Source organism: Couchioplanes caeruleus, assembly GCF_023499255.1.
Classification (GTDB): domain Bacteria; phylum Actinomycetota; class Actinomycetes; order Mycobacteriales; family Micromonosporaceae; genus Actinoplanes; species Actinoplanes caeruleus_A.
Genome location: NZ_CP092183.1, coordinates 5,810,480 through 5,829,127, shown reverse-complemented (window position 1 = coordinate 5,829,127; position 18,648 = coordinate 5,810,480). Strand labels below are relative to the sequence as shown.

At 72.4% G+C, this 18,648-nt stretch carries 19 protein-coding genes and 1 pseudogene; 12 read left to right on the top strand and 8 right to left on the bottom strand.

Going from position 1 to position 18,648, the window contains the following annotated elements; genetic code table 11:
- Window positions 1-26: 26 nt before the first annotated feature.
- Window positions 27-1,166, bottom strand: a complete 1,140-nt coding sequence (locus tag COUCH_RS26975) for a helix-turn-helix transcriptional regulator (RefSeq protein WP_249608009.1) — start codon at window positions 1,164-1,166, stop codon at window positions 27-29.
- Window positions 1,167-1,341: 175 nt separating this feature from the next.
- On the opposite strand from COUCH_RS26975, the gene COUCH_RS26970 reads away from it, so the two are divergent.
- The 5 genes from COUCH_RS26970 to COUCH_RS26950 are packed head-to-tail and all read left to right on the top strand — an operon-like array spanning window position 1,342 to window position 5,127.
- On the top strand, window positions 1,342-2,202 hold the full coding sequence (locus COUCH_RS26970) for a class II fructose-bisphosphate aldolase (RefSeq protein WP_249608008.1): 861 nt from the start codon (window positions 1,342-1,344) through the stop codon (window positions 2,200-2,202).
- Window positions 2,199-3,008, top strand: coding sequence for an HAD-IA family hydrolase (locus tag COUCH_RS26965; RefSeq protein WP_249608007.1), 810 nt, complete (start codon window positions 2,199-2,201; stop codon window positions 3,006-3,008). Before COUCH_RS26970 ends, COUCH_RS26965 begins: the two co-directional genes overlap by 4 nt.
- Window positions 3,005-3,640, top strand: a complete 636-nt coding sequence (gene dhaL, locus COUCH_RS26960) for a dihydroxyacetone kinase subunit DhaL (RefSeq protein WP_249608006.1) — start codon at window positions 3,005-3,007, stop codon at window positions 3,638-3,640. Before COUCH_RS26965 ends, dhaL begins: the two co-directional genes overlap by 4 nt.
- Window positions 3,641-3,651: 11 nt before the next feature.
- On the top strand, window positions 3,652-4,647 hold the full coding sequence (gene dhaK, locus COUCH_RS26955; RefSeq protein ID WP_249608005.1) for a dihydroxyacetone kinase subunit DhaK: 996 nt from the start codon (window positions 3,652-3,654) through the stop codon (window positions 4,645-4,647).
- Between the two features lie 36 nt (window positions 4,648-4,683).
- Entirely contained in the window at window positions 4,684-5,127 is a 444-nt protein-coding gene (locus tag COUCH_RS26950) for a GlcG/HbpS family heme-binding protein (RefSeq protein WP_249608004.1), read from the top strand.
- Window positions 5,128-5,274: 147 nt separating this feature from the next.
- Here the strand turns inward: COUCH_RS26950 and COUCH_RS26945 are convergent, their stop codons facing one another.
- On the bottom strand, window positions 5,275-6,747 hold the full coding sequence (locus COUCH_RS26945; protein ID WP_249608003.1) for an amidase: 1,473 nt from the start codon (window positions 6,745-6,747) through the stop codon (window positions 5,275-5,277).
- Between the two features lie 167 nt (window positions 6,748-6,914).
- Here COUCH_RS26945 and COUCH_RS26940 point away from each other — a divergent pair, with 167 nt between their 5' ends.
- From COUCH_RS26940 to COUCH_RS26930, 3 genes are all read left to right on the top strand, one after another.
- Window positions 6,915-7,079 (top strand): hypothetical protein, encoded by a 165-nt coding sequence (locus COUCH_RS26940; protein ID WP_249608002.1) that lies wholly within the window; start codon window positions 6,915-6,917, stop codon window positions 7,077-7,079.
- 270 nt (window positions 7,080-7,349) lie between these two features.
- Window positions 7,350-8,612 (top strand): sensor histidine kinase, encoded by a 1,263-nt coding sequence (locus COUCH_RS26935; protein ID WP_249613815.1) that lies wholly within the window; start codon window positions 7,350-7,352, stop codon window positions 8,610-8,612.
- Window positions 8,609-9,181 carry a GerMN domain-containing protein gene (locus COUCH_RS26930; RefSeq protein WP_249608001.1) on the top strand — a complete coding sequence of 191 codons (573 nt, stop codon included), beginning with the start codon at window positions 8,609-8,611 and terminating at the stop codon, window positions 9,179-9,181. Before COUCH_RS26935 ends, COUCH_RS26930 begins: the two co-directional genes overlap by 4 nt.
- Here COUCH_RS26930 and COUCH_RS26925 read toward each other — a convergent pair.
- Window positions 9,154-10,791 carry an ANTAR domain-containing protein gene (locus COUCH_RS26925; RefSeq protein WP_249608000.1) on the bottom strand — a complete coding sequence of 546 codons (1,638 nt, stop codon included), beginning with the start codon at window positions 10,789-10,791 and terminating at the stop codon, window positions 9,154-9,156. The two genes, COUCH_RS26930 and COUCH_RS26925, sit on opposite strands and share 28 nt — an antisense overlap.
- Window positions 10,792-10,947: 156 nt before the next feature.
- Here COUCH_RS26925 and COUCH_RS26920 point away from each other — a divergent pair, with 156 nt between their 5' ends.
- Both COUCH_RS26920 and COUCH_RS26915 read left to right on the top strand, forming a co-directional pair.
- A complete protein-coding gene (locus COUCH_RS26920) occupies window positions 10,948-11,388 on the top strand; it encodes a hypothetical protein (RefSeq protein WP_249607999.1) in 441 nt (146 codons plus the stop codon).
- 201 nt (window positions 11,389-11,589) lie between these two features.
- The gene (locus tag COUCH_RS26915) at window positions 11,590-11,943 is read left to right on the top strand and encodes an STAS domain-containing protein (RefSeq protein WP_249607998.1); all 354 of its coding nucleotides are present in this window, start codon (window positions 11,590-11,592) and stop codon (window positions 11,941-11,943) included.
- A gap of 120 nt (window positions 11,944-12,063) precedes the next feature.
- On the opposite strand, the gene COUCH_RS26910 is transcribed toward COUCH_RS26915, so the two are convergent.
- From COUCH_RS26910 to COUCH_RS26890, 5 genes are all read right to left on the bottom strand, one after another.
- A complete protein-coding gene (locus COUCH_RS26910) occupies window positions 12,064-12,570 on the bottom strand; it encodes a vitamin K epoxide reductase family protein (RefSeq protein ID WP_249607997.1) in 507 nt (168 codons plus the stop codon).
- 359 nt (window positions 12,571-12,929) lie between these two features.
- Window positions 12,930-13,550 (bottom strand): putative glycolipid-binding domain-containing protein, encoded by a 621-nt coding sequence (locus COUCH_RS26905; RefSeq protein WP_249607996.1) that lies wholly within the window; start codon window positions 13,548-13,550, stop codon window positions 12,930-12,932.
- Window positions 13,551-13,697: 147 nt separating this feature from the next.
- Complete coding sequence (locus COUCH_RS26900) at window positions 13,698-14,801, bottom strand: AI-2E family transporter (protein ID WP_249607995.1); 1,104 nt, start codon at window positions 14,799-14,801, stop codon at window positions 13,698-13,700.
- Between the two features lie 64 nt (window positions 14,802-14,865).
- The gene (locus tag COUCH_RS26895) at window positions 14,866-15,456 is read right to left on the bottom strand and encodes an STAS domain-containing protein (protein WP_249607994.1); all 591 of its coding nucleotides are present in this window, start codon (window positions 15,454-15,456) and stop codon (window positions 14,866-14,868) included.
- Complete coding sequence (locus COUCH_RS26890; RefSeq protein WP_249607993.1) at window positions 15,453-15,752, bottom strand: GlsB/YeaQ/YmgE family stress response membrane protein; 300 nt, start codon at window positions 15,750-15,752, stop codon at window positions 15,453-15,455. The genes COUCH_RS26895 and COUCH_RS26890 overlap by 4 nt, the downstream gene beginning before the upstream one ends.
- Window positions 15,753-16,014: 262 nt before the next feature.
- On the opposite strand from COUCH_RS26890, the pseudogene COUCH_RS39255 reads away from it, so the two are divergent.
- A pseudogene (locus COUCH_RS39255) lies at window positions 16,015-16,905 on the top strand (sigma-70 family RNA polymerase sigma factor); the annotation flags it as partial.
- Window positions 16,906-17,616: 711 nt separating this feature from the next.
- Window positions 17,617-18,621 carry an SDR family oxidoreductase gene (locus COUCH_RS39250; RefSeq protein WP_430641001.1) on the top strand — a complete coding sequence of 335 codons (1,005 nt, stop codon included), beginning with the start codon at window positions 17,617-17,619 and terminating at the stop codon, window positions 18,619-18,621.
- Window positions 18,622-18,648 lie beyond the last annotated feature (27 nt).

Below are 18,648 nucleotides of genomic sequence, written 5' to 3'. Positions count from 1 at the left end.
GTGGGCAGGGAGCCGACTTTACCGGCTCAGCCCGTCCACCGGCGTGCCGGCCGCTCGATCCAGCCGTGTTCCAGTGCCCGGACGACGGCGCCCGTACGGCTGGTCGTCTGTGTCTTGCGGAGCGCCGACCCGACGTGCTTCTCCACCGTCCTGGGGGAAATGAACAGCACAGCCGCCACCTCCCGGTCGGTCCGGCCCTGGGCCAGCAGCGTCAGGACTTCGCTCTCCCGGGAACTCAACGGCGACGCGGGGACCGGCCTGTCGGTGGCATACGGGACGTCCGCCCGTACGACCGTTCCCCAGCCGGGGACCCGGTCCACCGAGACGGCCCCGCCCGCGGCGGCGAGCAGTTGCGACCACGAGGTGGTGCCCAGGCCGAGCGGGTCCGGGTCCGCACCCGGGTGCCCGGCCGGCGACGAGTCGTCCTGCACGAGCAGGCGGAGACCCTCGGGCCGGTGGACGACGGCCACGTGGACACGGCTCACCCCTTCGCTCCGTGAGGCGGCGAGGGCGGCGACCGTGACCACTTCGGCGGCGACCTGCGCCACTTCCTCGCCGAGCGGGCGGGCCGGGCCCACCTCGGTGACCCGTGTCGCGATCCGGGTGAGTTCGGCCTGGGCGGTGAACCGCTCACGGATGATGCGGGCGAGCAGGGGTTGCTCGGCCCCGCCCGCGCGGAGGATGGCTCCCGCCCCGGCCTGGCTCAGCACCTCGAGGGCGTCGATCTCCCTCGCGGAGTAGCTCCGGGACTCGCCGGCGAACCCGACGTTGACCGCGATGACCTCGCCGCGCCACCACATGGGCACGGCGACCGCTGACCCGCGGCTGGCGCGGTGCCCGGCCGGCAGATGCCGTCCCGGCACCTGCTCGTAGCTCGGCAGGACGACCGGGCGGCGGCGCAAGAAAGCCTGCCCCGTCGCACCCTCGTCGAGCGGAAAGCTGCGACCCACCTTGCACGGCACGCCGATCTCGGCCACCTTGCTGTACGTCCCGCTGCGGGCGTCGACGAGGGAGACACTGCCCGCGATCCCCGGCACCACTCCGCTGCTCGTCAGGAGTAGATGGCGCAGGACCTGGGCCAGGCCCTGACCCGCGTAGAGACCGCCGACGGCGGCGTCCAGCGGCGGACGGCCGTCGCCCGGCGCACCCTGCCCCTCGTGCCGCATGGTTGGACGTTAGAAGGACCGTACGAGCAGACGCAATGGACGGGGCGCCCGCCTGATCACGCCCCATCTGAAAGGACGTCCGCCGGGAGACTGGGGGATTTCCCCCATGGTTGAGCCGCGCCGCCGAAAGCTTTACTTACCAGGCGCAACGCCGCTCGACCGGCAGGGAGGAATCGTGCCCGTCGTCCCGATGAAAGAGATGCTGGACCGTGCGCTCGCCGACAGGTACGGCGTCGCGGCGTTCAACATCCTCAACGACCTCACGATCGAGGCGGTCCTCGCCGCCGCCACGGAGGAGAACGCTCCGGTCATCCTGCAGACCTCCGTGAAGACTGTGCGGTCGTACGGTCGCCGGCAGCTCTTCGGGATCTTCGAGGCCCTGGCGCGGACCGTGCCGGTGCCGGTGACGCTGCACCTGGACCACTGCCCGCACCGTGAGGTCATCAGCGACTGCCTGGCCGGTGGGTGGAACAGCGTCCTGTTCGACGCCCACGAGCTCGACGTCGCGGAGAATCTGCGCCAGACCACGGAGGTCGTCGCCGAGGCCCGCAGCACGGGCGCGCACGTCGAGGGTGAGATCGAAGGCATCCAGGGCGTGGAGGACGACATCGGTTCCGACGAGGCGTCCCGCGTCCAGAGCCTCGAGGTCGCCGTCGACTTCATCAAGCGGACCGGCGTCGACTGCTTCGCCCCGGCCATCGGCAACGCGCACGGGCAGTACAGGTCCGCTCCCGTCCTCGATCACCAGCGGGTGTCCGACCTCGTCGAGGCGACGGGCGTACCGATGGCCCTGCACGGCGGCACCGGTCTGTCGGACGAGCAGTTCACCGATCTCATCTCCCGGGGGTGCGCGAAGGTCAACATCTCCACCGCCCTCAAGGAGAGCTACCTGAAGGAGAGCCTGAGGTTCCTCAAGGCGGCCGAGGCCGAGGACAAGTGGGACCCACCCTCGCTGTTCAGGGCGCAGCGCGGCGCGGTCGTCGACATGGCCAAGCGGCACATCCGGCTCTTCGGCGGCTCGGGACGTGCCTGGTGACCGGCCTGGTCTTCGACTGCGACGGCGTCCTGGCGGACACCGAGCGCGACGGACACCTGCCCGCCTTCAACGAGACCTTCGAGCACTTCGGGCTGCCCGTGCGGTGGAGCGAGGACGAGTACGCCGAGAAGCTGAGAATCGGCGGGGGCAAGGAGCGGATGGCCAGCCTGTTCGCCGACCCGGAGTTCGTCCGTGCCGCGGGCGTCCCGCAGGACGAGGACGCGCGCAAGGACCTCCTGGCGCAGTGGCACCGCACCAAGACCGCCGCGTTCAAGCGACTGGTGTCCGAAGGCTGCATCCCGCCGCGTCCGGGCATCCCCCGGATCATCTCCGCGGCGCTCGACGCAGGCTGGACCGTGGCGGTCGCGTCCACCTCGGCGGAGGAGTCCGTACGGGCCGTCCTCGAGAACGCCGTGGGCAAGGAGGCCGCGGACCGCGTACCCGTCTTCGCCGGCGACGTCGTCCCGGCGAAGAAGCCTGACCCCGCCGTCTACCGGCTCGCGGTGTCGCGGCTCTCGCTCGACCCCGCGGACACCCTGGTGGTCGAGGACTCCCGCAACGGGCTGCTGGCCGCCACCGGTGCGGGGCTCGCGTGCCTCGTCACCGTCAACGGCTACACCCACGACGAGGACTTCACCGAGGCCGTGCTCGTCGTCTCGGAGCTCGGCGATCCCGGCCGCCCGCCCGTGCGGGTGCTGGCCAACCGGAGCAGGGCCACCCCGGGGGACTACCTCACGCTGGAGGACCTCGGTTCCTGCGTACGAGCACAGCCGGCCCGGGAGCCGGACGAGGAGGAAATCACGTGAGCAGCGACGCGCTGGCGCAGGCCGAGCTGGTGGTGCGCACGATCGCCGAGACGGCGGTGGAGAACGAGAAGTACTTCGGTGACCTCGACGCGGTCGTCGGCGACGGCGACTTCGGGTACTCGCTCGCGAGGGGCTTCGAGAAGCTGCTGGAGGGATGGGACGCCCTCGACCGTACCGATGTCGGAACGTTCCTGAAGAAGAGCGGCATGACCATCACGTCGCGGATCGGCGGCACCTCCGGGCCGATCTGGGGCACCGGCTTCATGCGGGCCGGCATCGCCGCGGGCAACGACGAGGAGCTCTCGGGCGAGCAGGTGGTCGCGATGCTCCGGGCGGCCATCGACGGCATCAAGGCCCGCGGGCAGTCCGACGTGGGCGACAAGACCCTGCTCGACGCGCTGGTGCCCCTGACCGACACGCTGGAGCAGCAGCTGCAGCAGGGCCTGTCCGCCGCGGAGGCGCTCACCGCGGCCGCGGCGGCGACGCGCGAGTCGGCCGAGGCCACCAAGGACATGGTGGCCAAGCGCGGGCGGGCCGCCTACACCGGAGAGCGCAGCAAGGGCTCAGTCGACGCCGGCGCCATGGCCGTTGCCGTGATCGTCGAGCGCATCAGCCAGGTCTGGTCCAGATAAGGAGCCACGTCGTGAAGAAGTTCGTCAACGACCCGAAGAACTTCGTACCCGAAATGCTGGAGGGCCTCGCCCTGGCCAACCCGGACACCCTCAGGTACGTGCCCGACTACAACCTCATCATGCGGGCCGACGCGCCCCGCGAGGACAAGGTGTCCATCGTCCAGGGTTCGGGCTCCGGGCACGAGCCCGCGCACGTCATGATCGTCGGCAAGGGCATGCTCGACGCCGCCTGCCCGGGCGACGTGTTCGCCGCGCCGCCGATGGACTACGTGTACGAGACCACGAAGCTGCTGGCCTCCCCGAAGGGCGTGCTCCTGCTCGTGAACAACTACACGGGTGACCGGATGGCCTTCGACATGGGCCGGGAGATGGCGGAGTCCGAGGGCATCAAGGTCAAGGTGCTCACCATCAACGACGACGTGGCGGTCAAGGACTCCCTCTACACCGTCGGCAGGCGCGGGGTGGCCGGCAACTTCTTCGTGCTGAAGGCCGTCGGCGCCGCCGCGGAGCAGGGCGCCGACCTCGACGAGCTCATCCGCATCGGGAAGAAGGTCAACGACGTCACCCGCTCCTTCGGGGTCGCGCTCACGGCCTGCACCCCTCCCGCCAAGGGCAGCCCCCTGTTCGAGCTGGGCGACGACGAGATCGAGTTCGGGGTGGGCATCCACGGCGAGCCGGGGCGCGAGCGCCGCAAGATCTCCCCGGCGGACGCCATCGTCGACGACATGCTCGAAGCGGTCGTCCCCGACCTTCCGTACAGCCGCGGCGACCGGGTCGCTCTCATGATCAACGGTCTCGGCGGTACGCCCATCAGCGAGCTGTACGTCCTCTACCGGCGCGCCCACCAGCGGCTCGCCGACCGGGGCATCGCCGTCGGCCGCAGCTACGTCAACGAGTACTGCACGTCGCTCGACATGGCCGGCGCCTCGCTCACCCTCGTCCGCCTCGACGACGAGGTCGACCGGCTGCTGGAAGCGCCCGCCGAGGTCGCCGTCCGCGTCTTCTAGCGATCGGCGGGCCGCCACGCACCCCTGGGAGGAACCGTGCCGCGCAACATCACCCTCAAGCAGGCCGAGGCCGTCGTCGAGGCGTGCAAGGCCGAGGCCGTCGCCATCGGGCAGCCCATGAACATCGCGGTCGTGGACGACGGCGCGAACCTGGTCGCCTTCGCCGCGATGGACGACACCAAGCTGATCGGGGCCGACATCTCGCAGCGCAAGGCCCTGACCGCCGTCTACTTCCAGATGGACACCAAGGACCTCGTACCGCTGGTCCAACCGGGCGCGGCGCTGTACGGCATCGAGGCCACCACCGGCGGCCGGCTCGTCGTCTTCGGCGGCGGCGTCCTGCTCAGACGGCCCGACGGGACGATCGCGGGCGGCGTAGGCGTCAGCGCCGGCACCGTCGACGAGGACCATCGGGTGGCTGATGCGGGCCGCAAGGCCTTCGAGACCGAGCGCGCCGGCCGAGTGGGGGAGCCGGCATGAGGACCCGACCGGCGGCCGCCCGCGCCGGCGCGGTGGGGCCCAGTCGCGGGTGAAGCCGGCCACCTCACTCCGGCGCGGAATTGCGGGAGCCGTATGCGCCCGCGGGCCGCAGCGGTGGTGGCTCGGCGGACGAAGACACGGCGCCGTCTACGCGGACGCGCCGAGCGGGGGTGGGGTGAAGCCGCCGAACTCGCGCTCGAGCAGCGCGGCGAAGCGGATCGGCGTGTGGTCCTCGAGGAGCGGGCCGATCAGCTGCACGCCGATGGGCAGCCCCTGCGCCGAGCGGGTGACCGGCACGGCGGTCGAGGGGAGGCCGGGTGCCGTCGCGATGCCGCCCCACGCCGACTGGTCCAGGTAGTCGTGCTCTTCCCCGTCGATCGGGATGACACGCTTCGTCATCGGCTCGCTGTGGTCGTGCGGGAAGGCCGGGGTCGAGAACACCGGCGCGACCACGATGTCGACCTCTGTGAACAGCTCGGCCCACCGGGCCCGCTGGGCGGCGCGGACGGCGTCGGCCGCGACCCAGTCGCGATGGCTCAGGACCACACCCCGGGCCCGTTCGGCGACCAGTGACACGTCGGACGGGTCGAGTGCCGCCGCGGCCTCGACGCCGGCCGCGTAGACAGCGGGCGGAAAGCCCGCCGCGACGGCCGACTGGAGCAGGCGCATGTAGCAGCGGGCGCCGGCGGCCAGATCGGGCAGGTGCGGGCTGTGCCGCCGGACCGTCACCCCGGACGCCGCCAGCCGCGTGGCGAGGTCGTCGATCGCGGCGCGTACCTCGGACGAGACCGGCACGAGCGGATGCGACTCCAGGATCAGGACCCGGAACGCGCCCAGGTGGTCGTGCCGGGCGGGGCGCAATGCGGTCCGGTAGGCGATGCCGGGGCCGGCCTCGTCGGGGTCGCAGAGCAGGCGGACCATCATCTCGAGGTCGGCCGCGCCGCGGGCCATCGGTCCGATGACGCCCAGGTCACCGCCGAACTCGGGTAGTGGCCGGGCGCCCGGGAACGTGTGCCCGCGCAACGGGAGCAGGCCGATCGAGGGCTTGTGCGCGTACACCCCGCAGAAGTGCGCCGGCACGCGCAGCGAGCCGCCGATGTCCGAACCCATCGACAGGGCGCCGAAGCCGGCGGCGAGGGCGGCGGCCGAGCCGCCGGACGAGCCACCCGGTGTACGCCCGAGGTCCCACGGATTGTTCGTGGTGCCGTGGATCGCGTTGAAGGACTGGAACTCGCCGAGCGCGAGCGGCACAGTCGTCTTGCCGAGGATCACCGCACCGGCCGCCCTGAGCCGGGCGACCGCGACCGCGTCGGAGGTCGCGACGTGGTCCTTGAACCGCGGGAAACCCCAGGTGGTGGGCAATCCTGCGACGTCGATCGAGTCCTTGACGGTCATCGGTACGCCGAGCACGGGCCCGGCCTCGCCCCGGGACCGTGCCGCATCGGCCTCACCCGCCGCCGCGAGGGCCCGGTCGAAGTCGGGCACGCAGATCGCGTTGATGTCGCCGTCGAGCCGTTCGATCCGCGCGATCATGGCCATGGCGAGCTCGACCGCGGACACTTCGCCGGCATCCATCGCCGCGGCCAGTTCGGCCGCGGTCGAGTACGCGTAGTCGGTCACGCCCCTCAGCCTGCCTCATGGTGGGACCAGCCGTCCTGCTGGGGACCTTCGGCAACTGCTGCGATACGTCGGACGGCCCGGCGGCCGAATCAGGCTGACGCCGCCGGGGTAAGAGGCGGCGATGAGGGCCGGTGCCCAGCCCGCGCCCCGAGCGAACGGAGACTCGTATGCGTGCCCTGTTGTGGACCGTCGGTGTCGTGGCGGTTGTTCTCATCCTGCTCGGACTGTTCATCAAGGCCGTCAAGTGGTTGCTCATCCTGGGCCTGATCGCGCTCGTCGTCGCGGTGGTCATGGGCGTGATGGAGGGGCGCAAGCTCCGCCGGAGGCTGTAGCAGCGCTCGGGAACCGGCATGGCGGCGGCTCGGTCGCGGGTGGCGGCGGCGATGCCGGCAGCGTCGCCGTCGTGCCGGCCCGCGGTATGACAGTCCGGTGACAAACCCCGCGGCCAGGGGCGGAGCACGTGTGGGCCGGGGACGTGCGAGGCATCATGCGGGTATGGGCGTGCTGCTGAGCTGCGGGCCGCAGCGGTGAAGATCGGACTGCGGACGCGGGTCAGCGCTGCCTTCGCCGTGGGGGCGCTGGTGTTGTCGGGCTGTGTCTCGATGGTCTCGTACGAGCTCGCCCGCAGCACGCTGATCCAGGAACGGGAACGGACGGCCGTCCGCGTCACATATTTCGACGCCGCCAACGTCGACGCCGGGCTGCCGAGCCGTTCCTCGGACGTGGGCGAGGTGCTGCGCTCGCTCGACACGGGCGGGGACCGGTATGTGCTGCTGTATCGCGACGGGCAGTGGTATTCGCGCGGCGCGGATGCGTCGGCCGGCGCCGCCGTGCCTGCGCACCTGCAGGAGATGACAAGTCAGGGTGAGGCGGGGGTCCAGCGGATCCGTCAGGATGGTCAGGCGGCGCTGGTCATCGGGATCCCGCTCTCCTCGGGTGTCTTCTACGAGGTGGTGGCCCTCACCGAGCTGGACCGCACGCTGCAACTTCTCGCGCTCGTGCTGACCGCGGTCGCGATCATGGTCGCCGGCGCCGGTGCGGCCGTCGGCTTCTACGTCACCCGGCACGCGCTGCGTCCGCTGACCGCCGTGGCCGCCGCGGCCCGCAACATCGCCGACGGTGACCTCGAGACCCGTCTCGACCCGGACACCGAGCCGGACCTGGCGCAGCTGTCGATCTCGTTCAATCACATGGCGGACGAGCTCTCCCGGCGCCTGCAACGCGACCGGCGCTTCGCCGCCGACGTGAGTCACGAGCTGCGCTCACCGCTGCAGACGCTGTCCGCCGCCGCGAGTGTGGTCGATCGGCGCCGCGACGGACTCGATCCGAAGGCGGCCGCGGCCATCGGCCTGATCACCGACGAGATCAACCGTTTCCAGGATCTGGTCGACGACCTGCTCGAGCTGGCTCGCAGCGACCAGCCCGCGCATCGGGAGCCCACCGACATGCGCCAGCTGGTCGGGCGTGCCTGCCGCAGCCGCGGCCTGTCCGAGGAGCTGCTCGAGGTGCTGCCCGGCACCCCCGAGGTCTGGTCGGTGGACCGCCGCCGGGTGGAGCAGGCCCTGGGGAACCTTCTCGACAACGCGGTCCGCTACGGCGGTGGGCCCGTGGCCGTTCGTCTCGGCCGCGCCGGCGACAGTCAGGTCATCGAGGTCGACGACGAGGGTCCCGGCGTGGCGCAGGATGACCGTACGGTGATATTCGACCGGTTCGTCCGCGGCCCGGCGGCGAACGCGCGCGGCGGCGACGACGGCACCGGGCTGGGCCTGTCCATCGTGGCGCAGCACGCCGCCGCCCACGGCGGCGTGGTCAGCGTCGGCGACCGCCCCGGCGGCGGCGCCCGGTTCCGGATGGAGTTGCCATGACAAGCCGCGTCGGCCGGCTCACCGCCGGCCTGCTGATCTGCCTGCTCAGCGCCGCCTGCGGCCTGCCGGCCGAGGACGAGCCGCGCCAGGCCGACCTGCCCCGGAACCCGCTGACCAGCCGTACGGCGACGACGGCCGGCACGGAACCGCCGGGGGAGGTCACCGAGGTGCTCTGTCTCGTGCGCGACGGTCGCCTCGTGCAGACGGTACGCCGGGTCAGCGCGCCACCGAGCTTGCAGCATCACGTCGAGGCGCTGGTGGCCGGCCCCACCGAGGCCGAACGCGCCGGTGGCCTGACGACGGCGCTTGCCACGACGACGCTGAAGGTCGGCGTGCCGGCCGGCAGCACCGAGGCGCGGGTGGAGGTCGCCGACAACGAGGAGGGCGCCCGCAGCGACGAAACCATCGCGTACGCCCAGATCGTCTGCACGCTGACGTCCCGGGAGGACGTCAACTCGGTGGTGTTCACCCGCGACGGTGAGGCCCTCGGGGTGCCTCGCGGCGACGGTTCGCTGTCCCGGGAACCGCTGCGCATCGGTGACTACGCGAGCCTCCTCGCTCCCGCCTGAGCCCCGCGGTCACCGCTGACGAGGTGCACGGCACCGTGCACCGCCACGACCCGTCCCGAATCAGCCACCACCGGATCGGCGACCAGGCGAACCACGGACGGTGTTCCGCCGCGCTGCAGGCGTACGGTGCAGTCCAGGGGTTGCCGGGCCCGGGTCAGGCGCTGAACGGCGGCGCTGAGCGCCGCGGCGTCGTCGGCCGCGACGTAGCGGGGGAGCGACGCCAGCTTGATCGCCCCGTGGCCGGGGTCGCGCTGCAGGATCCGGTACGCCGCCTGTGACCACGTGACCTGGCCGCTGGTCAGGTCCCACTCCATCCACCCGGCGCCGGCCGCCCGCTGCACCCGGTCCAGGTGTGACCTGAGCCGTCGTTCGGCGTCGTGATACTGCCAGTGCACGAGGACGCCGTCGCCGAACCGGGCCGCGCGCATGCTCATGACCACCAGCCGTTCGCCGTCCGGCGTCCGGACCGACATCGGCGTGGGTGGCAGCTGGAAGGGGCGGCCGGTGCACAGGGCCTGCAGGTACCCGTCGAAGACGCCGACGCCGACGACGTGTGGGTAGAGGTCGAGCACCCGGCGCCCGCAGAAATCGTCGGCGAGGCGTCCGCCGGCGTCCGTGGCTTCCGGGCTGCACCGGTCGAACCGGAAGTCGATGATCTGCCCGGTGTCGTCGCGCACCGGCGCGAGCAGGGCGAAGGAGCCCGGCAGGGTCTCCAGGACGGCCTCCACCCAGTGCGCGGCGGGCGAGGCGACCGGCGCGCCGTGCGGATCCCGTAGCAACTGCGACAGCCGGCGCCCGCAAGCCTCGGCGATCGCACTGACGTACGCGCGCATACCGGGCTCGGGCAGGTCGTCGGTGGGCCAGATGATCGATGCGACGCCGAAGGCGCGCCCGCGGTCGCGCAGCGGGATGCAGGCTCGCACGCCGCCGTCCACGAGGAGTTCGTAGCCCAGCTCGGCGGCGCCCTTGCCGTCGATCCACAGCGGCCGGCCGTTGACCACGGCCTGCAGGAAGGCGACCTTGAGGGTGCCGGGTACCCGCTGCCAGGCGCTGGCCAGGACCTTCGGCACACCGTGTGTGCTGACGAGGCGGACGGCGCCGTCGGGTTCGAGCACCGCGATGAGCACCGCCGCCACGCCGAGATGGCGCAGACCTTCGGACCAGGCGACCTCCGCCAGCGTCGCGGCGTCGTCCACGGACGAGAGGGCTGCGCAGGCGAGGTGGTAACGAGCGGTGATCTCCTCCGGGAGCAGGGACACCACGGGTGCCGCTCCGTCGCGGTCCGCGGCTGCCGCCTCCGAGGCCGGTGTCACGTACCGTTCCGGGCGGAAGCCGTCACCCTCGGCGCCGAGGGCGGAGGGCTCGGGCATCGGCGCGGCGATGCCCAGCAGGCCGGCCGCAACTTCGGCCACCTTCAGGTGGCTCTGTTGCGAGATGTGCGACAGGTGCGTGAACGCCTCGTCGGGGGTGCATCCGAGCCTGCCCACCAGCAGGCCTTTGGCCTGCTCGATGACGGCGCGGTGGCGCTGGGACCGCCGGAGGCCGTCCACCTCCGCCTGCAGCCGCTGCACCGTGGCCGCCAGCCGATCGTGCTCAGCCCGACGCTGCATGTGCGCTCCCTTCACCCGTGCCACGACGCCGACGCCGACGCCGGGCTCGCGGGACGTCGCGAGGAAGCGGCCGCGTGACCGTGTCGGGACGCGGCGAACGGGAAGAGCGGCGCCGTCGAACGGATCGGCACACAGCGCCGACGAACGGGGGGAACGATGCCCACACCAACCGCCACGTGGATCAGGCTGGCGGCATGCGCCGTCGCGCTGCAGGTGACCATGACGGGATGCCACGCCGAGTCCCGCGCCGAGCCGCCGGCGCGGCCCGCGGCGCAGCTCGGTGAGCGTGACGTCATCGGCCGGACCGTCACGGTCTCAGGAAAGATCATCAGAATCCTCACCACGGAGTCGTTCGTCATGGCGACCGACGGGTCCGGTGACCTGTCGGTGCTCGTGCTCAGCAGGACCGCAAGGGACCTGGCCAAAGGTCAGACGTTGACCTTCGACGGCAACGTGCAGGTGTTCTCCTACGAGGCATACCGCGGGCAGTACGAGCTGTCCGACCGGCAGGCGTACGCGCCGTTCGAAGGCGAGCAGATCATCGTGATGGCGCCAGGCTCGCCCGTACGGACGCCGTCGGGCATCCCGCCGCGCTGAGCTGGAAACAGAACCAGGCACCCCACGAGCCTGCGCTGCCGCCGGTGCGCTTCGCACACGAATCCATGACAGGTTCATGACGAGTGGGCGCTGAGCCGGCGACTTTCACGACTTCGTCATGGCGGTGTGGCAGCCCTGCCATGCCGGTACGTCATGGTGGGACGCGACGGCGACCCCGCAGACGAGGGGAAGTGAGAACACATGGGGCAGGACTGTTCCGGCGGCCCCGCGGTGAGGTTCGTGGAGCTGCACGGCGACGTTGACGCCGAGTCGGTGGAGATGCTCCGTGACCGCCTGGCGGACACCGTGCGACGCAACACCGACGTGCTGGTGGACCTGACCGACGTCACACTGATCGACTGCACCTGCCTGGGCGCTCTGGTGGAGGCACGGCAACTCGCCGCCGGCCGCGGCCATCGGGTGTGTCTCGTCGCACCGCGCCCGGTGGTGCGGCAGACCCTCGCGGCGACCATGCTCGACACGGCCTTCCCGGTGTATCCGGACCGGGACCGGGCGCTGAGCGACCTGTCGACCGGCGCCGTCGCCCCGTGCTGATCGTCCGGTCACGCGACCAGCGTGCGCCTCGTACGGCGGGGCCGGCGTCTTCCCCCGAGCGCCGGCTCCGCCCCCGTCCGCATCGCCGGCCCGGAAGTGGGCTGCGACCTCGCGCGCGCCTCAGCCTCGGATGTCAGGCGCAGGCCGATAGGCGAAGGCTGCGGCCCGTACCTCCGGCACCATCAACGCGGCGACCGTGATCGAGATCGCGGCGGACACCAGGCAGAGGGTGCAGAACGTGCCGGTCAGCAGCGGCTGGCTGACGACCAGGACGATGCCGGTCAGCGCGAGGAGACCGGCCACGACTCCCGTCGCGAACACCCAGAAGGGCCGGCTGCGCCACCGGTCGCGTCCGCCGGCCAGCTCGAGGATCACCTCGACGGCGTAGGCCACGGCACCGAGCAGGGCGTCGGGCACCGGGAGCATCCGCGACAAGGCCGAGGTGAGGACCCGCTCGCTGCCCGTACCGAACAGGGGATCCCAGACGTCGTCGATCGCGTGGAGCTGGAACAGGCCCAGGTAGAGGGACACGCAGCAACCCGCCAGGGCCAGAGCTGCGATCGCCGCGCGGCGCCGCCAGGCCGACGGATTGTGCCGTACGCGCACCGGGGTCACCTCGGTGGGCACGCCCGACGGCTGCGGACCTGTGGCATGCCTGTGTCCGGCTGCTGCGGCGGATCGGCCGGCCCATGCCGGTGCGCCTGCCCGGCGGTTCTGCGACATCACTGTGTGCCCTCCGATTCCGCTACGGAATGTCGATGCGGTTGACCGCCGTCCCCGGCGGAGATGCCCGGTACGCGCGACGGACGGTCGGTGGCTGCCGGGTCGCGGCGGGCAGAGCGCACCCTGCCCGCCGCGGTTGCCGCGTCACCCGCGGCCGCAGCCTCGAAGCGGTACGGTCGCGGGGACCCACCGTCATCCGGGCGGCCGTGGCGCTCTACCCGCCTGGGCGGGTCGACTCACGCCTCCGATGCCCTTTTCGCCGCTCAGTCGATGCGTTGCACCAGGCCGGGATAGTGAGTGACCAGCTGCTCGGAGTCGATCTCGACGGCGGCGCAGTGGCCGTCGCGGGTGAGGGTCACCGTGGTCGGGTCGATCATGGTGATCGTCTCGACGCGGGAGATGACGCTCAGCGCCGGTACGAGGACGTAGGCGCTCCTGACCTCGACGGCCTCCCCGTCGAGCCGCAACCCGGTCCGGCGCAGCAGCGGCGTCAGGGTGAGGGGCACGGTGGCCACGTGGACGTCGAGGACTCCGGAGAGGCCGTCGGGGTCGTCGGCTCCCGGAAGGGGGGCCGGTGGGTGACCGGCGGCGTTCAGGGCGTCGTCGAGGCTGCCGGTTTCCTGGGTCGTGACCCGCCAGGTGCCGCCGTCTCGGCTCAGGCGCAGCTCGCGGGCCCAGCCGGCGCCCTCGGCGTGGAGATCGGCCGACCGGACGGCCCAGCCCGGATCACAGGTGATGCGGTAGCGCAGGACGTGCGGAACGGACGCGGTGGCCACGACGGCGCCCCGGACTGTCCACGGCGGTTGTCGATCGAGGATCGCCATCCCTGTGCCCGGCGAGTCGAGCCGTTCCCAGACCAGGGTGCGAAGGTTGCTGTTCGCCATGGCGGTTGCCTTACCTCTGCCGGTGCGAGCGCAAGCGGTCAACGTGCGACAGGTTGCAGCAGCGAAGGACGGTGGCGCACGGCGCCCAGCGGCACGTCCCAGCCGGCCGGGGGTCGCAGCGGCACCGTTGGGGCCCGGCGAAGCCCTTTACTCGCGGTTCTGGTCCGCGGGGTCGCCGCCGGGCTTGTCGCGGAAGCCCAGCACCGCGTGGTAGCTCACCGCGCACAGCGGGACGGCGATGAGCGCCCCCGCAACCCCTGCCAGCAGCGTGCCGGCGGTGACGGCGAGCAGCGTGACGACCGGGTGGATCCGGATCGCGCGGCGCATCACCAGCGGCTGCAGCACGTTGCCTTCGACCTGCTGCACCACGATGACGGCGATGACGACGACGATGGCGTCCCCGAGGCCGTTGGTCACGAGCGTGACGAGAGCCGCGGCGGCTCCGGCCAGGGTGGCGCCCAGGATCGGCACGAACGCCGAGACGAACGTGAGGATCGTCAGCGACAGCGCAAGGGGGACCCGGAGGACGAACAGCACCGCGCCGATGCCGATCGCGTCGACGGCGGCGACCACGGCGGTGCCGTGGGTGTACGACTGGAGGGTGTGCCAGGCCGTACGGCCGGCGCGGTCGATCCGGTCGCTCCGCCGCCGGGGTGTGCGGCGCACCAGCCAGCGCCACATCGCGTCGCCGTCGCGCAGGAAGAAGAACAGCAGGAACACGGTGAGCAGGGCGGCGGCCAGGAACTCCGCGGCGCCGGTGGCACCGGCGACCGGGCTGGGCAGGCTCGTGCGGACCGCCGCGGCGACACTGCCGACGATGTCGTCGAGCCGGCGCGCGTCCAGTCCCGGCAGCGTGTCCACGGCGGTCTGCCGCAGCCGGTGCAGGCCCTCCACGACCTGCGTGCCGAGGTTGTCGAGCTCGGAGGTGGCGCGGCGGCCGATGAGGTAACCCGTGCCGGCCAGGACGCCCACCAGGCCGACGACGCCGGTGAGGGCCGCGAGCGACGCCGGCACCCGCCACCGCTTGAGCCGTTCGGTGAGCGGGCCGAGCAGCGCCGCCAGCAGCAGCGCAGCGATGACGGCCATCGTCATGGGCGCGAGCCGGGTCAGGATCCGGACCACCACGGCGGCCGCCAGCGCGAGAACGAGCAGGGCGGCGGCGGTGGTGGCAGCGCGTACCAGGGTGGCGGACGGCCGGGAGCCGACGGGTGCCGGCGTGGGCGGATCACCCGCGGTCGTGGTCGGCGGCATGTCTTTCCTCCGGTACGGGGACGGCGTCGGTGTGCCCCTACCCGGATGGCGGTTCCGTACCCGTTCACCACCGGCCGTCAGCGGCGGCCACCGTGTCGACTGCGGACTGCATGTCCGGGAACGTGCGGAAGACGCTGTCCAGCCGCATGGTGTGCAGAACCGCCCGCACGAACCGTGACGGTGCGACGAGGTCGAACGTCGCACCGTGCTGCTTGGCCTCCTGCCGGGCCCGGACGAGCAGACCCAGGGCCGCCGAGTCGATGAAGTGCACGGCGTGCAGGTCCACGAGGACATGGCGGTGCGCCGTGGCCGCGTGCATGAGGTCGTCACGCAGGCGCTCGGCCAGCACCGCGTCCAGATCGGCCAGCGGAGTGATCGCCGCGGCGTCGACGTCGTCGTGGGTGCGCAGGTCGTAGGACGCGCTGTGCGAGGCAGGGTGGTGCTCCCGCGGCTCCCAGCGGGCCGTCCCGGGAACCTCGTTGCACCGCGGGCATCGGTGCGGCCCGGTCGCGAACGCTGATCCGGTCCAGCCGAGCGCGGTGACGACCGGCCAGACCAGGTCCCTGTCCCGGGTGACGTCGACGGTGCTGTCATGGCCGCCGCAGGTGTCGCAGATGAGGACGGCTGCCCCCTCCGCTCCCGGTACGACCGTCATCGGGGCCGGCTGGTGCGGTGGTGTCCGGGGTCTTTTCCGCGTCGGTCCGTGGTCATCGCGACCAGCGTCACCGCGGTGGCGGCGAAGAGCACCTGGAGCAGGACCTCGGTGGCGCCGACCCCGGTGGTGCGGGCGCCGGTGAGGTGGGTGACGACGGTGGCGAGCATGGCGGCGGCGACCGCGACGGCCACGGGTAACCACCAGGGGGTGTCGTGGTGCCGGGGTGGGATCCATCGGGCGCTGAGGCCCACGGCCAGCCCGATGGCGAGGGCGGTGACCAGGCTGCTGGTGGTCATGGGTGTCGTCCTTCGGTGCCGCGGTTGGGTGCGCTGCCCGCCAGGTTGCCCGCGGGGTCCTGCGGAAGGGGCGCGGCGGTATGACAGTCCGGTGACAAACGCCGGGCGCTGCCCGGACGGGACTTCATGACAGCTTCGTGACGAAGCGCCGGGCCGGGTTTCCTGCGCCCCGCCACGGTTATCCCCGACCCGAAGCTCCGGCCGCCGGTGTCAAGCCCCGGCACCCCGGGCCGTATCGGCCCTCCTGCGCGGCCCCGGGGTGATGAGCCGTCGCGGCGTCGTCCGCGCCACCGCTCCGATGCCTGATTCCCGTCCGCACCCGTTCCCCATGGGTGCCGCGCGGCCGTTCCCGTGTGAAACTTCAGGAGGCGCCATGTCCTCGCTCGCTGCTGCACCCCGCTCCGCACCCGGCCACGGCGGAGCCGCGCGCGACGGTGCCACGATCGATGCGATCCGCGCGATGCGTGAGCCGGGCTGCCCGCCGTCGCGGCGCGAACAGCTGCGGCAGGAGGTGATCCGCCGGGAACTGCCGCTCGCGCGGCACCTGGCGCGAACCTACGCCGACCGCGGGGAGCCGATCGAGGATCTCGTGCAGGTCGCGTCGCTCGCCCTGGTGAAGGCGGTCGACGGGTTCGACCCCGCGCGGGGGACCAGTTTCGCGGGGTACGCGTTCCCGACGATCCTCGGCGAGCTGAAGCGCCACTTCCGCGACCGGACCTGGAGCGTGCACCTGCCCCGGCAGTTGCAGGAGCGCTGCCTCGACGTCACGCGCGCCCGCGCGGATCTGCTGCAGCGCCTGCACCGGGAACCGGCGGCCGCGCAGATCGCGGACCTGCTGGGGATCACGGAGGAGGACGTTCGCGCCGCGTTCGCCGGGGCAGTCGCCTACCGCGCCGATTCCCTCAACAAGCCCGTGGGCCCGGCCGACGACCCGTGCGAGCGTCAGGAGCTGCTGGGCGCCGTGGACGCCGGCCTGGAATCGGCCGTCGACCGCGTCATGCTGGAACCGGCGATCCGCGGCCTGCCCGATCGCGCCCGTTACGCGGTACGCCGGTACTTCTTCGACAACCGCACCCAGGACGAGATCGCCACCGAGCTCGGCACCTCTCAGATGAGCGTGTCCCGCCTGCTCAACCAGGCGTTGGCACGGCTGCGGTCACGGCTTGCCCCGGCAGCGCCGGAGGCGGCCCGCGCGGGCGTGCGGGTGCACACGTACGAGGCGCAGCCGGGCTGCCTCGTCGCCACGGTGATCGGCGCGCCGGCTCCGCAGGCCGCGGAGTTGCGTGACGGCCTGGTGAACGCGCTGGTCAGCCGCCGGCCCCGGACGCTGGTGGTGGACCTGCGTCGCCTGCGGGAGCCGGGCCCAGCCGTGGCGCGGGCGCTGATGGCCGCGTACAGCGCCGCCGGGCACGTGGGTGCGCGACTGTGTGTGGTCAACGTGGCCGCCGACCTGATGACGCTGCTGCGGCGTACCGGCATCACCCGCTTCGTGTCGTGCCGGGGCCTCGTCGCCCCGGACCGCGCGACCGCGCACCCCGATACGCCCCCCACCGTCGCCGCTGCGGTCGCGCCGGAATCGCAGCCGCGCACCGCCACTCGTCCGTGCCCGGGGACGAGCCGGGTCCGTATGCCGGCCTCGCCGATCGTCCGGCTCCTGCCGCCTGTCCCGGCTCGAACACTGCCGCGGCCGGGCATGGCGCTGTTCCCGCAGGAGAGCCCGCCGGCCGCTGCCGGGCCCGGGGCATCCACGCGGTGGCGCCCGCCCCGGCGACCCGGGGCCGGCCGGGGGCGCCCGCCTCCGGCCGCGGACCGGCGAAGCGGTCCGGGCCGTCCGGCCCGGCCGGAGGTGGAAACCCAGCACGTCATGGAGGGAAACAAAGTGACAGAGCGTCGAACAGCCGTTGTGACCGGTGGCACCGCAGGTGTCGGCCGGGCCGTCGTCCGGGAGCTGGCCGGGCACGGATGGGACGTGGCGGTGCTCGCCCGGGGCCGGGCCGGGCTCCAGGGCGCCGTCGAGGACGTCGAGGCCGCCGGCCGCCGCGGGCTGGGCGTACCGACCGATGTGGCCGACCTGGCCCAGGTCCGGTCCGCGGCCGCCCGGGCAGAGAGCGAGCTGGGACCGATCGACCTGTGGGTCAATGACGCGTTCGCCGGTGACCTGCGGTACTTCTGGGACATCCCGGAGCCGGAGTACCGGCGGATCACCGAGGTCACCTACTTCGGCCAGGTGAACGGCACGCGGGTGGCGCTGGAGCTCATGCGCCCGCGCGACCGGGGGGTCATCGTGCAGGTGGGCAGCGCGCTCGCGTTCCGGGGGATCCCGCTGCAGGCGGCGTACTGCGGAGCCAAGCACGCGGTCAAGGGCTTCACGGAGAGTGTGATCACCGAGTTGAAGCACTGCGGCAGCGCGGTCCGGGTCTGCATGGTGCAGCTGCCGGGCGTCAACACCGTCCAGTTCGATTGGAACGCCACGAACTTCGACGAGCATCCGCAGCCGGTGCCGCCGGTGTTCCAGCCGGAGATCGCCGCGCGGGCCGTCCGGTTCCTGGCCGAGCATCCGAGGCGCAACATGTGGGTCGGGGTGCCCACCGCGTACACGATCCTGGGGAACCGGGTCGCGCCCTGGTTCCTGGACTGGTACATGGCCCGTAAGACGGTGGGTGGCCAGCTGACGAACGCGCAGGGTCCCCGGTACGGCAGCAACGTCTTCGAACCCCGCGACGACCGTGCCGATCGGGGCGCGCACGGCATGTTCGACGCCCAGGCGAAGTCGCGCGACATCTGGTCGTGGGTGTCGATGCACCGGCTGGCAGTCGCCGGTGCCGCCGCTACGGCCGTCGCCGGCGTGGGTCTGGCCCGGCGACGGTGACCGCCGGCGCCGACCGGCTGATGCCGC

What these genes read in the sequence shown, in the direction of transcription:
- COUCH_RS26975 (WP_249608009.1), bottom strand. Translation starts at nt 1,166, where the DNA reads ATGCGGCACGAGGGGCAGGGTGCGCCGGGCGACGGCCGTCCGCCGCTG.
- COUCH_RS26940 (WP_249608002.1), top strand. Translation starts at nt 6,915, where the DNA reads ATGCGTGCCCTGTTGTGGACCGTCGGTGTCGTGGCGGTTGTTCTCATC.
- COUCH_RS26935 (WP_249613815.1), top strand. Translation starts at nt 7,350, where the DNA reads ATGGTCTCGTACGAGCTCGCCCGCAGCACGCTGATCCAGGAACGGGAA.
- COUCH_RS26930 (WP_249608001.1), top strand. Translation starts at nt 8,609, where the DNA reads ATGACAAGCCGCGTCGGCCGGCTCACCGCCGGCCTGCTGATCTGCCTG.
- COUCH_RS26925 (WP_249608000.1), bottom strand. Translation starts at nt 10,791, where the DNA reads ATGCAGCGTCGGGCTGAGCACGATCGGCTGGCGGCCACGGTGCAGCGG.
- COUCH_RS26920 (WP_249607999.1), top strand. Translation starts at nt 10,948, where the DNA reads ATGCCCACACCAACCGCCACGTGGATCAGGCTGGCGGCATGCGCCGTC.
- COUCH_RS26915 (WP_249607998.1), top strand. Translation starts at nt 11,590, where the DNA reads ATGGGGCAGGACTGTTCCGGCGGCCCCGCGGTGAGGTTCGTGGAGCTG.
- COUCH_RS26905 (WP_249607996.1), bottom strand. Translation starts at nt 13,550, where the DNA reads ATGGCGAACAGCAACCTTCGCACCCTGGTCTGGGAACGGCTCGACTCG.
- COUCH_RS26900 (WP_249607995.1), bottom strand. Translation starts at nt 14,801, where the DNA reads ATGCCGCCGACCACGACCGCGGGTGATCCGCCCACGCCGGCACCCGTC.
- COUCH_RS26895 (WP_249607994.1), bottom strand. Translation starts at nt 15,456, where the DNA reads ATGACGGTCGTACCGGGAGCGGAGGGGGCAGCCGTCCTCATCTGCGAC.
- COUCH_RS26890 (WP_249607993.1), bottom strand. Translation starts at nt 15,752, where the DNA reads ATGACCACCAGCAGCCTGGTCACCGCCCTCGCCATCGGGCTGGCCGTG.
- COUCH_RS39250 (WP_430641001.1), top strand. Translation starts at nt 17,617, where the DNA reads ATGGAGGGAAACAAAGTGACAGAGCGTCGAACAGCCGTTGTGACCGGT.